The 13,434-nt window shown below is 49.8% G+C and carries 9 protein-coding genes; all 9 read left to right on the forward strand.

Translation table 11 applies throughout. The annotated features are described in order from the left end of the window. The first annotated feature begins 22 nt into the window (after window positions 1-22). Window positions 23-664 (forward strand): hypothetical protein, encoded by a 642-nt coding sequence (locus FOY96_RS05880; protein WP_143346643.1) that lies wholly within the window; start codon window positions 23-25, stop codon window positions 662-664. 291 nt (window positions 665-955) lie between these two features. Beyond that, window positions 956-3,475, forward strand: coding sequence for a type VI secretion system Vgr family protein (locus FOY96_RS05890; RefSeq protein WP_143346644.1), 2,520 nt, complete (start codon window positions 956-958; stop codon window positions 3,473-3,475). Window position 3,476: 1 nt separating this feature from the next. After that, window positions 3,477-5,414 carry a lipase family protein gene (locus FOY96_RS05895; RefSeq protein WP_143346645.1) on the forward strand — a complete coding sequence of 646 codons (1,938 nt, stop codon included), beginning with the start codon at window positions 3,477-3,479 and terminating at the stop codon, window positions 5,412-5,414. Continuing rightward, a complete protein-coding gene (locus FOY96_RS05900; RefSeq protein ID WP_143346646.1) occupies window positions 5,407-6,174 on the forward strand; it encodes a hypothetical protein in 768 nt (255 codons plus the stop codon). Before FOY96_RS05895 ends, FOY96_RS05900 begins: the two co-directional genes overlap by 8 nt. Window positions 6,175-6,240: 66 nt before the next feature. Next, window positions 6,241-7,008 (forward strand): hypothetical protein, encoded by a 768-nt coding sequence (locus FOY96_RS05905; protein WP_143346647.1) that lies wholly within the window; start codon window positions 6,241-6,243, stop codon window positions 7,006-7,008. Window positions 7,009-7,010: 2 nt separating this feature from the next. Continuing rightward, entirely contained in the window at window positions 7,011-7,277 is a 267-nt protein-coding gene (locus FOY96_RS05910) for a PAAR domain-containing protein (RefSeq protein ID WP_143346648.1), read from the forward strand. Window positions 7,278-7,280: 3 nt separating this feature from the next. Then, the gene (locus FOY96_RS05915) at window positions 7,281-8,441 is read left to right on the forward strand and encodes a hypothetical protein (protein ID WP_143346649.1); all 1,161 of its coding nucleotides are present in this window, start codon (window positions 7,281-7,283) and stop codon (window positions 8,439-8,441) included. A 181-nt stretch (window positions 8,442-8,622) separates the two neighbouring features. Continuing rightward, on the forward strand, window positions 8,623-11,838 hold the full coding sequence (locus tag FOY96_RS05920; protein ID WP_415270591.1) for an ImcF-related family protein: 3,216 nt from the start codon (window positions 8,623-8,625) through the stop codon (window positions 11,836-11,838). Continuing rightward, window positions 11,838-13,433, forward strand: coding sequence for a type VI secretion system protein TssA (gene tssA / locus FOY96_RS05925; protein ID WP_033146124.1), 1,596 nt, complete (start codon window positions 11,838-11,840; stop codon window positions 13,431-13,433). Before FOY96_RS05920 ends, tssA begins: the two co-directional genes overlap by 1 nt. The last annotated feature ends 1 nt before the right edge of the window (window position 13,434 follow it).

A 13,434-nucleotide genomic window follows, 5' to 3' on the forward strand; every position in this document is an offset into this window, starting at 1 on the left:
GTTTATCTAAAGGGTAGCAATTATGGACAGCGCAAAAGAGATTGCCAAAGATATGCTTGAGGCCATTCATATCGATGGGTCTGGGTTTATCGGTGCTGTGGCGAAAGGTGTTATTTCCTTACCCATTAGCCTTGCCTATCTTGGCTATGATTTTATAGATACGGAACACCGCAGAGAGAATCAGGATGATAAATTTCGGTTAACAGCACTGGTTAAAAAAGTAACTTTTAACGATGAGGTTATTTATAAGGTTATTAAACCATTTATAGATGATTTTGTTTCTCATGTAGACATGCATAAAATTTCACATTTTTCAAGAAATATATCTGGAAGTGTTATAGGTAAAATGATGTTCTCGCAGTTTACGGGGGTTAACCTCGGAAGGGCGATTATATCTCAAGGAGTTGGTGCCTTTTTTTCTGGTTCTGTTGCTGGTGGTGTATTGGGAGTTGGCGCTGAAGCATCAAGATCTATTTATACATCACGGTACTTGCGTGAAAGAAACCCCATAATGTATGAGAAATTAAACAGTATGGGTGATTTTGATCTTTTTTATTATCTTGTTGAGGACATTGTTAGGCCTTATGAGACGGCTTGCGAAATTGCAAAGATAAATTCTGAAGAGTTTAATAATGTCTGCGAATACTTCTTTGGAGGTTTATGAATATAAAAGATTTTATACTTATCATTGTTTCACGGATCGTAGCCAGTATCGGGATGACACTAGGAACTATCAGTATGATTTACTCTTTCTACTGTTTCTTTTTTTCAGCCAATCCTTACCGCTTTATTCTAGGTGGGGCAAGTATAGTAGCCTTTCTCATAGGTTATGGACTTTATAAATTCGCCTTGAAATACATTTATGATGAATGGGAACATTATAGATAGTATTCATCATATTTGTTGAGTTTGGTTCTATTTAATATCATTCTAACCCAGGACAGGAATTATAGAAATGGAAAATATATTTAAAATGACAGAGGGTATCCTTAATCGCTATAAACTGGATATTCATTCCTGCCCTTATCCATTGGATGTGGAACGTTTTGATGGTTTAGAACAAATGAGTGCTCTCTATCATTACACCATTCGTTTTACCAGTTCACATCCGGATCTTACGGCTGAAATGATGTTAAGTAAAACCGCTACGCTGAGCATGGGGGTGGGGAAACTATTAGATTCTGTTGTCGGTAAAATTGTTCATGGTGTAGTGACAAATTTCCGACGCTTGGCTGGTTCACGCGATCAGGTTACGTATGAAATTATTCTGGAACCTTTTATATCCTTACTGGATAAGCAGTTTCGTACTCACCGTTTCTTCGTCAACAAATCAGTGCCGGAAGTGGTAGAGCAAATTCTTGGCGAGCATGGTTTGAAGGGGTGGGAATATGAATTCAAGCTTAAACAAACCTACCCAAAACGGGAACAGATAAATCAGTACCAGGAAAGTGACCTCGCGTTTATCGAACGTCTGCTGGCTGAGGTGGGGATTTTTTACTTCTTCACGCTGCAACCGGATACCCAGACTGAAGTGGTGCACTTTGCTGATAAGCAGAGCGCCTGGACATTCGGTAAAAAACTGCCACTTAACAGCCCTTCGGGCACCAATGACAATGCCGTTGACTCGGTGTGGGATATCCACGTCTGGCACAACGTGGTGGAACGTTCGGTCACCGCCAGCGACTATAACCATCGCGAAGCGCAGAATATTCTGACGTCCGTTCCTGCAGACATGACCCGGGGCGACGGTGACGGTATCACTTATGGTGATGTGTATCACTATCGTCCACGTCACCTCGAGCGGGGTGACAAAATTACCCCTGCAACCGAAACCGGTAACTTCTGGGCTCGTCTGGAGCATGAACGTTTTTTGTCCGCCCAGACTACAGTGACCGGCAGCAGTACGGACCATACCCTGGGTCCGGCGCAGGTTCTTACCATTACCGAAACCGCTATCTCGCAGACACTACCCCGTGAAACGGAGAATGGTGTTGTTATTATCCGCACTGGCTACTACGGCAGCCGTAAGAATGCCTTGAAAGTGACATGGGTAGCGATGCCGTACTACGAGAACCGCTGCTGGCGTCCTGCTGCTAAAAAGCGCCCAGTGGTCAGCGGTACTATGACGGCCCGTGTCACCAGCGCCAAAGATAACGACATCTACGCCTGGCAGGATGCATCCGGCATGTACCGGGTGAAGTTTGATGCCGACCGTGATGACAAAAAACAGGGCATGGAAAGCATGCCGGTGCGTTTTGCCAAACCTTACGGTGGTGATAATTACGGCTTTCACTTTCCCCTGATACAGGGTACTGAAGTCGCCATTGCGTTCCATGAGGGCGATCCGGATCGCCCGTATATCGCCCATGCCCTCCACGACTCCCGCCACGTCGACCATGTCACTGAAGCCAACAGCACGCGCAATGTTATCCGCACGGCTGGCCTGAACAAGATGAGGATGGAGGACAAACGCGGCGAAGAGCACATTAAGCTCAGTACCGAATACGGGGGTAAGACCCAACTGAATTTAGGGCACAACGTCAATGCTTCCAGGGTTCTTCGTGGTGAAGGGGCAGAGTTGCGCACTAACGACTGGGTCAGCGTTCGTGGTGGTAAGGGCATTCTGCTTACTGCAGATGCTCAGCCTGACGTCGGCAGTAAAATGCTTGAAATGGACAGGGCTGTAGAACAACTGGAACAGGCACTCACGCTGGCAAGAAGCCTCCAGGCTGCTGCTAAAGGGGCACAGGCAACAGTATCTGACATCGACAGCCAAAAGACGCTAAACAGCTCACTGAAATATCTAAAAATGCCAGGATTGCTGGCCAGCGCTCCCGCTGGAATAGGCATTATCAGTCCTGAGGCTGTCCGGCTTGCTTCAGGAGGGGCAAGTATTGGCCTTATGTCAGGTAAAAACACGGATATCAGTACCGGGCAATCGTTCACTGTAGCGGCAAGCGAGGCTGTAAGTTTGTTTGCACAGGCTGCAGGAATGAAAATGTATGCAGGAGCTGGGAAGGTTGACATTCAGGCGCAGGCAGATGCCATGAATGTCTCAGCATTACAGGACATCACTGTCGCCAGTAGTCAGGGAAGCGTGAAGATGAATGCCAGCAAGGAACTGATTTTAAGTTGCGGTGGCGCTTATATAAATCTTAGCGGCGGGAATATTGAACTGGGATGTCCGGGAAATATTTTGCTGAAAGCGGCCAATGTTAATCAGACAGGTCCTGCCAGCTTAGATACACCACCGGTGACTTTCCCGAAAGGGTACAGCGAAGGGTTTATCACAACATCATCGGCCAGCGGAGCAGTCAAGCCTTTCACCACATATAAAATTACAACGGCTGAAGGGGAGGTTTATGAGGGCATTTCCGGTGCAGAAGGAGAGACTTCTCCAATATTTACGTCTATGCCATCGCAGTTAAAAATCGAATATCCGCGCAATATTGCTGATAGCCAGGAGGGCGAATAACATGACTACCGCTGTATCCTCACTCTGCCGTAAAAACCCCCATGCTCCATGTGACGAGCAAATGCCCTACTGGGTAGAATTTCAGTTGGTTGATGAGCAGGGCGAACCTGTGGCGAATATGCCATGGACTGCTGAAAGTTCACACCCTGTTTCCGGGCCGGTGGAGGGATTCACTTATTCTGGTCAGAGCGATGCTGACGGGCTAATCAGCATTGATATGCCACATGGTCTTGAGCTGAAACTGACACTTGACAGTAACCAACTGACAGAGGAAATGGAAAAGCGCTCTCTTCGCGTGGGTAGAGATCCTCTAAAAGACTCAATTGTTCGTCCAAAAGCAGAGAAAAATGGCTATGTGTGGCACTACGCCGTTGTGGGCGAATTATGCCATGAGCAACCTGATTTACAATTAAGAGACGGGGAAGAGTTACCCTTATTTCATTTTCCAATCAGTAGTTCATTTAAGGGCGTTAAGGTCAGAACAAATGAACTTGAAAAGCGCCATGTGATAGAAATTTGTCCGTTCAGAGCCTGGGAGCTAGTGCTCCATCACCAGAATGATTACTCTATGGCCAATGCCATCAATTTAGGGTTGGCCTCTGATTTAGCATATGATGATATAGATATCATTACGAAGTATTTTATTAATAAATGTCAGGACCTGTCGACGATACCATCCAGAAAGATTGGTCAATCGACTATTAATGCTTTAGTTGTTGATGTGCCGTATTCTGATAGGTATTTTCTTCCAATAGATATTGATTCGACCAAAGCTGATGATCCTGAAGGAGATACGCAGCTTTATTATGTCTACAACAACAATAAAATAGTCATAGCATGGCGTGGGACTGCCAGTCTGACTGATGGGATAACGGATGCTTCTTTCAGACCAGTAGCGCCCGATAGTTGCAATATCAAATCGGAATGTACTTCATTAGTTCCTGTTGGGAAGGTGCATACTGGTTTTTGGGCAGGCTATACCTTAATAGAACGAAAATTTGAAAAGGAACTTACTGAACTAACGAGAATAATACCGGGTAAAGAGTTATTCATTTGTGGGCATAGCTTAGGAGGAGCGCTGGCATTAATTCATTCTGCTAGGTTAAAAAATAGGAACCCACTTCTTTACACATACGGTATGCCAAGGACGTTCACTAAAAATGCTGTAGATGCATTATCAAGTATTATCCACTATCGGCATGTAAATGATCAAGACCCAGTACCATCAGTTCCACCTGAAGCTGATCTGGATAATCAGTTATATAAACTATGGGGGCCATTGGGAACAACGCTTGGTTTTTTATGGTCGGTCGTTGAGCTTACCGCCTGGCAAGTCGTAGAGTGGGGGGGCTGCTTTTGGCACCATGGGAATACGGTCGCATTTTTAACCACAACTCAAAGTAGAAAGTGGCAACAATGTAGTATTGAACTTCCTTACCCAAGAAATTGCATGACCATTCAGGCGAGGCTTCCTGAAAAGGTTAAACTTTATCTTGTTCCTTCGCTGGCGCTTCAGGAAGCCAGGCAATCAGGGCAAGATCAAAAGGCATTTAAAGCTTCACTTACTAAGGAAGAACTTCAAGAATTTTTCCCCGAAGGCATGAATCCAAATAGAGGGATGCCTGCGAATGTTGGAAATCATCTTCTGACATCATATATACCCTATATAAATAATAAATTGTTAGGGTTAGCTTATGAAAAAGGGCTAAGCGATGGAAAGATCTTCACTGAGCATGCCGATAAAGTAGCATCTTTTAATTTACAAATGGACCACTATTCAGGTGAAATCCCTAAGAATGAGTTTGACAGGAATAAAAAGTTTCTTTCGCTCGAGGATTTGCTAAAAAATTCGCTTAGCTCAACCATCTCTGCCGCATCCGGTTCCGATGCTCTTAAAAGATTTGGCCATTATGGTGAAGAGGACATAGAAAATGTATAAGAGATTAAATTCATTCGTCTTGTTCCAGTTTGCTTTATTGCTAAATGGATGCGCTCAAGCAACTGACAGAACATTATCACCACCACTAAATACTGGCTGGGTTAGTATTGAGATTAAAAATCCTTCTGCGTATACAAAGCCTTTTCCTCTTGAAGTGTTGTATGTATCAACAACGTGCAAGCGTGAGTTGATGAGTATGCGAGATGGTCAACATTATGAGAAAGTGGGACTCAATCCAATAAAAATACCGCTTCAGGAAAAGGACTCATCCGGTGTATGGATTGCAAAAATAGCAAAAGATGGCGGCGGTAAGTGTAACTGGAAACTGAGTGAATTCAATTTGGGTATTGAATATATTGATGCTACTCACCTCGGGAAGGGGTTAGTTCCGGGAACTGCAGTTGGTGCAACAATTGCGTTTGATGACAATGCAACAAAAAATGGTCGATTTAAGGTGTTTACAGGTTCCGAGCTTGTTTTATCTCCCATGTACTACCCTTTGATAGATAGTAATAAAGATATAAGTGTGAATGATACGTTGAATTTATTTGGTCAGGATGATTTTTTACTGAAAAAGATAGTATCTTCAGAAAAAAATGTTCAAATTAAATTCGAACCGACAATTGATGAGTCTAAAGTCGTCAGGATGATTGCTCCAACAGAACAAAAAGTTGGGGTAAACTATAAAATTATCTACCCTGATGGCACGGTTGTGTCTGATGGATCAACTCACCCTGATGTAAACAGGTTGAAGGATTAATCTCAGCAGCATCCGGTTCTGATGCTATTAAAAGATTTGGTCATTATGGTGAAGAGGACATGGAAAATGTATAAGAGATTAAATTCATTCGTCTTGCTCCAGTTTGTTTTATTGCTAAATGGATGCGCTCAGGCAACTGACAGAACATTGTCACCACCATCGAATACTGATTGGGTTAATATTGAAATAAAAAACCCGTCTTCGTATACAAAGCCTTTTCCTCTTGAAGTGTTATACGTATCAACGACGTGCAAGCGTGAGTTGATGAGTATGCGAGATGGAAAGCATTATGAGAAGGTAGGGCTTAATCCAATAAAAATACCTCTTCAGGAAAAGAACTCATCCGATGTATGGATTGCAAAAATAGCTAAAGATGGCGGCGGTAAGTGTAACTGGAAACTGAGTGAGTTCAATTTCGGTATTGAATATACTGATGCTACTCATCTCGGGAATGGTTTAGTACCGGGAACTGCTGTTGATGCAACAATCGCGTTTGATGACAATGCAACAAAAAATGGCCTATTTAAGGTGATTCAAGATTCTGAGCTCGTTTTATCACCTGCGTATTACCCCTTGATACAAAGTAATAAGCGCATCAGCACAAATGATATGTTGAATTTATTTGGTGAGAAAGACTTTATGCAAATAAAGATGATTTCCTCTGCCAAAAGCATTCAGATAAAATTCATGCCAACTCTTGATGAATCTAAGTTGGTTAAAATGATTGCACCAAAAGAGCATAAAGTCGGAGAGTTTTACAAAATTGTCTACCCTGATGGCTCAGTTGTATCTGATGGATCAACTCACCCTGACGTAAGCAGACTGAAGGATTAAACATGACAAAAGGCTTAGTTTTGCTTGGTGACAAAACCTCTCACGGCGGAAAAGTGATCTCCGCCTCTTCCAATATTACTGTCGACGGAAAAAAAGCCGCATTAGTTGGTGATATGGTTAGTTGCCCGGTAGAAGGGCATGGAACTAATCCTATCGTGGAAGGATCACCGCACCGGACATTTAACGATCGCGCTGTTGTCGTCGATGGCTGCAAATGTCAGTGCGGTTGTACTGTAATTTCAAGTGCTCAGAACAGCACAGTAGGATAATCAATGGGCTGGGAAAGGACGAAAGCAACAACAATGACGTTGCCTCCTGAGCCATCTTTTACGGGATGGCTGTTGGCAGGGGGGGGGGCCGCGGTTGTGGGGATTTTGCTGTTTATCCTGCATGCGTCAGACATGGTTAAGGCACTGGCTGTATTCAATATCTGGTGGCTGGCATCCAGCCCGGTTCTTGGCTGGTTTTTCCTGTTTTGCTTGCGGGGGTGGCTGTGGGGCAGAACAGTCAATGAACATCAGTTTTTGCAGAAGGAGGCTGAATACGGGCAGCAACAGTGGGAAGCCTGGGCTGGACGCTATCTGGCCGTACTGGGAAGCTGCATACTGCTACCTTCCGGAGTGACCTCTGACGCCATTGCTAAATCAGATGCTGCAGATGCGCCGCAATTGCTTTCACTGACCAGCCATTTTGATGAGAAATCGACGACGCCCACCTCCTTGCTAGAACTGGGTCTGGCCGGTGTACAAGAGGCGATATCAATGTTGCCTGCGACAGTACCATTCAACGTCACCATAATGAGCGACATGATTTCGTCAGACTTCGAGACCCGGTTTCGCAAATCATGGGGGAAAATTTATCCTGGGCGTGAGCTAACAGGTTCGATCTCATGTTATGAAGCCCTTTCTTTTGACTGGCTCGAGGAGCGCCTTAAAAATCCCGTTTTCGATATTGATTTGATCCTGATATTGCAGAGTCAGGGTGCTGAACAGTATTCCGATGCACTCGCAGCGATGGTACTTACCAGCGATGATGTTGCTGAAAAATACCAGCTTTCACACTCCGCCCGCATATTGCGACCGATGCCGCTGGACATGACAAATTTCAGGGCTGATATGGGGTTGTTCCTCGAAACACAAACGATCGCCTGTCAGACGTCAAACGTGTTCTGTGATTACGGGCACTGGAATGACGGGTTTGCTGATCTAATGACCGCGTCTCAATCACTTCTGACACCGTGGGTGCCCCAGGAAATTGATGTACTGGAAAAATATAACGGAATTCCAGGGGGCGGGAGTGCGTGGCTTCTAGCCACATTACTGGCCGACATCGTGTTCGTCAGCAACAAACCTGTTTTAGGACTGTTTACCTCAGGTGCTGATCGTTTTGTCAGTACTGTTACCTCAGGGAGTGAAAATAATGATGCCGGGTAGTACATGGAGCAGGGGAGGGCTTGCCGGCATAATAGCCTGCATCTCAGCGATTATAGTAGCCTTGATCCTTCATTTCGGCCCCTCGCATGGCCTTGATACCCGACTGAAGCAAGTGCTTGCATTTGTTGCCGTATGGATAGTCTTGCTGATTGTTTTCTATACACCGTTTATGTTCCGGTTTATGAAGGAAAAGTATCATCGCTGGCGAGAGCAGAAGAACAATGCGCTGCCTTCTGATGAATCAAGAGTTGCCCGGACTCCGCCACGCAATGTCACCGTTGATACTATCCGTGACGCCATGCGTAACCTCTATGGTCGGCGCTGGGGACGTAAAACACGCATTCTGCTGGTCACTGGGACAATATCTGAGGTGGAGCAGTTGACTCCGGGTCTTACGGGCCAGCTCTGGCAGGAAGACCGCGGCACACTGTTGCTGTGGGGCGGTGATCTCAATACCCCAGCCGACAGTGCCTGGCTGACCGCGTTACGTAAGCTGCGTCGCCGTCAGGTGGATGGCCTGGTGTGGGTCACTTCGGCCTTTGACCAGCTCTCAGCACCAGGGCTGGAGCCGCCATTGCCGGTGCCGTCTGAAAGCACCATGGATGCCCTGTCTCACGCCATCAGCGCGCGTATGGAAACGATTGGCTGGAAACTTCCTCTCTACGTCTGGTCCCTGCACCCGCGCGCCGGTAAGCCGGAAGGGCGCATTTCGCAGGCGACCGGTTGTCTGTTGCCTGCCGGGTGTCATACCGAAGGGCTGGCAGAGCAGCTCTCCGCCCTGACACCGGATTTGATATCACAGGGTTTGCAGCAGACCTGCGGTGAAGTGAAACATAACTTCCTGCTGACGCTTGCCGACCAGCTGATTCGTGAGCCGGAAAGCGTGACCGCACCGCTGTCGGTGATGCTCAATCCGTACCGCCCGCTGCCGCTGGCTGGTGTGGTGTTTAGTCAGCCCTCTGCCGGTGCCGAACGTGCCGTGACGCACCACTGGGGCATGGATAAGCGCTGGGATATTCTGCCTGAATCTGTCCGGATGCTTCCTGCTGGACTGCGTCCGCGCAAGCCGGGCGTTCCCTGGCGCAAAGTGTTTGCGTCAGTTGTCGCCCTGGCGATGGTGGGCTGGGCTGCGTGGATGAGCATCGCGTATGTCACCAACCGCAGCCAGATTGACGGCGCGAATGCCCAGGCAGCACTTGCCGCCCGACAGAACCAGCCGCTGGAGCAGCGCCTGCACGCGCTGTCTGAACTCCAGAAAACGCTGGCCCGTCTGCAGTACCGGGCTGAGCACGGCGTGCCATGGTATGAGCAGGCCGGGCTGAGTCAGAATAATGCCCTGCTGACCGCACTTTGGCCACGTTACCGCGACAGCGCACTGCCATTGTTGCGGGATGCGGCCGCAGACCACCTGCAGAAGCAGATCAGTGCGTTTAACGCGCTGCCGCCGGGCAGTCCGCTGCGTGAGCTGATGGCAAAAGCTACCTATGACCAGCTCAAACTCTACCTGATGCTTACCCGTCCGGAACATATGGATGCGGCCTGGTTCAGCTCGGTGCTGCTGCACGACTGGCCAAAACGTGATGGTGTGAAAGACGGTGTCTGGCAGGGCGTGGCGCCGTCACTGCTGTCGTTCTATGGCGCACAGCTGGTTGCGCATCCTGAGTGGAAGCTCCGTGCTGATGAAAGCATGGTCAGCCAGGCGCGTTCCTTGCTGGTACGCCTGATGGGCGTGCGTAACAGTGAATCGACCCTGTACCAGAAGATGCTCTCCAAGGTGGCTCATCTGTATGTCGATATGCGCCTTGAAGATATGACTGGCGATACTGATGCATCCCGTCTGTTCAGCACCACGGAAATTGTACCTGGCATGTTCACACGCCAGGCCTGGGAGCAGGCCGTCCAGCCCGCCATTGACAAGGTGGTGAAAGCGCGCCGGGATGAGCTCGACTGGGTGCTCACTGACAGCAAGCAGGTGAATAAACAGAATGAGACCTCACCGGAAGCGCTGAAAAAACGCCTGACGGAGCGTTATTTCGCGGACTTTGGCGGGGCCTGGCTGGAGTTTCTGAACAGCCTGCGCTGGAACCAGGCGCCCACGCTGTCGGATTCTATTGAACAGTTGACCCTAATGGCCGACGTGCGTCAGTCACCGCTGGTGGCGCTGATGAATACCTTGAATGTACAGGGTCGTACCGGGCAGACAGGCGAAGCTATTTCGGATTCGCTGGTTAAATCAGCGAAAAACCTGCTCGGTGGTGACAACAAAGATGCCATTGACCAGAGCGTCGGTGTTCACGGCCCGCTGGATGCGACCTTTGGTCCTGTGCTGGCGCTGATGGACAAGAACCGCACGGGGGCACAGGAGCTAAGTTTGCAGTCGTTCCTGACCCGTATCACACAGGTGCGTCTGCGTTTGCAGCAGGTAACGAATGCTGCGGACCCACAGGCTATGACCCAGACCATCGCCCAGACAGTATTCCAGGGCAAAGCGGTAGACCTGACTGAAACTCGTGACTACGGCAGCCTGATTGCCGCCGGTCTGGGTCAGGAGTGGAGCGGATTTGGGCGGACAGTCTTTGTGAGTCCGATGGAGCAGGCCTGGCAGCAGGTGCTTATCCCAGCGGCCAATAGCCTCAACGCCCAGTGGCAGCAGGCGGTGGTTGCTGAGTGGAACAGTGCCTTCGGCGGACGCTATCCGTTTAACAATTCCAGCAGTGATATATCCCTGCCGCTGCTGGCTAAATACCTCAATGCAGATTCCGGGCGTATTGCACAGTTCCTGCAGAACCGCCTCAAAGGCGTGCTGCACAAAGAAGGCAATCACTGGGTGCCGGACAGCATCAACTCGCAGGGGCTGGCCTTTAACCCTGCATTCATGAATGCCATTAACACCCTGAGTTATATCTCCGATATCGCCTTCACTGAAGGCAATGCAGGGATGAACTTCGAACTTCGTCCGGGTACTGCCGATGGCGTGATGCAGACCAACATGATCATCGACAGCCAGAAGCTGACTTATGTTAACCAGCTCCCGGCATGGAAGCGCTTCACCTGGCCTGCTGATACTGAAGCTCCGGGGGCGAACCTGAGCTGGATAAGCACGCAGGCGGGCACCCGCCAGTACGCTGATATCCCAGGTGCATGGGGCTGGATCCGCCTGCTCGATAAAGCCGTCGTCAGTGCTTACCCGGGCGTCGGCAGCAGCTACAGCCTGAGCTGGAAAGCACAGGATGGTCGCACCCTCAATTATACCCTTCGTACCGAAGCTGGAGAGGGGCCGCTGGCACTGCTGAAGCTGCGCAATTTCCGTCTACCGGAAACCATCTTCAGCACCACCGGTGCAACACTATCAGACCAGGTTATCAGTGCAGGAAATGCTACAGAGGACGTATATTGATGAGCACGCTCTATGCCTTACTTAATGCCTGCCAGGCTGATCAGGGGCCACTGCTTGCCGCCACCCGTGAGCGTGTGGCGCAGTGGGACAGCTGGCTGCAGCCGCTGTCTGGGGCGTCACCCGCTGGCGAAGACCCAGGTTATGACGACGATTTCCAGCAGATTCGCGAGGAAATTAATAAGCTCTCTGGCGCCAACATCGAGCTTATTTGCCTGCATGCAGAAAAGATTTTAACCACCGTTGCGAAAGATATCCGTGTCGCAACCTGGTACTGCTGGGCGAAGCTGCACCGCGAAGGTGAGCAGGGGCTGGGTGAAGGACTTGAACTGCTGGCCGGTCTGCTGGAGCGCTTTGGTACACAACTGCACCCGCAACGTGATCGCAGCCGTAAGGCGGCGCTGGAATGGCTGGCAGGATCGCGCATGACTGACTCTCTTTCCCTGTACCCGGAAGTTGTTAGGGAAGAAGCGATGCGTACCACCGGAGCGCTGCTGCTGATAGCCGGGCTTACTGAAAACGAACCAGATGTAATCCGTCCGGAACTCAATGCGCTGTACGGTGCCCTGGAAAGTCGTTTGCAGAAAGCCGGGGGGATGGATGCGGTGGTACCGCAGAACGCCAGAACCAGCGAAACCCCTTCATCTGTCAGCCATAGCGATGCCCCGGCCATCGGGCGAATCACTTCAGGCCAGGATTTGCTGTCCCAAGCCCGCATACTCACCGAATACTTGCGCGAGCAGCCTGACGGCTGGTTGTCAGCGCATCATCTGATGAAAAGCCTGCGCCATGACACCCTGCGGGCCATCCCGGCTCCGGATGCGCAGGGGCGTACACGCATCGAGCCGCCAAGGGCGGATCAGCGCGCGTTACTCAAACGCCTCTACTTGCAACAGAACTGGGCTGAAATGCTGGAAACGGCCGATAGCACATTTTCCCGCGGTGCCAATCACCTGTGGCTTGATTTGCAGTGGTATATCCACCAGGCGCTGACGAAATCAGGGCAGGACACCCTGGCTGACATTATTGCTGCCGATCTGAAAGGGCTGTTGTCACGCCTGTCCGGGCTGGAGACGCTGGCTTTCAGTGACGGCACGCCGTTTGCGGACGAAGTGACTCTGAACTGGATCCAGCAGAGCGTGCTGGACACCGTCGGCGGGTGGGGCAATGAGACCCCAGCCGCTCCGAGCACCGCCGGTAACGATGACATTCTGGCGCTGGAGCCGGAAGCCGTGGCACTGGCCGACAGCGAAGGCCCGGATGTCGCGCTGGGCTGGTTACAGACCCGGCCGGGTATGACCACCGATCGTCAGAAGTGGCTGTTGCGTCTGCTGATGGGGCGCATTGCTGAACAGTACGGCAAAAATGACCTGGCGGTGCACCTGTTTGCAGAGCTGGGTGATCGTGCCAGAGAAGTGACCCTCAGCAACTGGGAACCTGAGCTGTTGTTCGAGGTACAGGCCCGCCATCTGAAACTCCTGCGCCTGAAAGCCGGTCGCAGTGAGGCTGATAAGGCCCGCCTTACGCCGGTAATGGACCAGTTACTTGCCGGACTGATCGCCGTCGATCCTGCTCGTGCCGCCGTGCTTTGCGGTTAAA

Origin of the sequence: Enterobacter asburiae, assembly GCF_007035645.1 — a bacterium.
Classification (GTDB): domain Bacteria; phylum Pseudomonadota; class Gammaproteobacteria; order Enterobacterales; family Enterobacteriaceae; genus Enterobacter; species Enterobacter asburiae_B.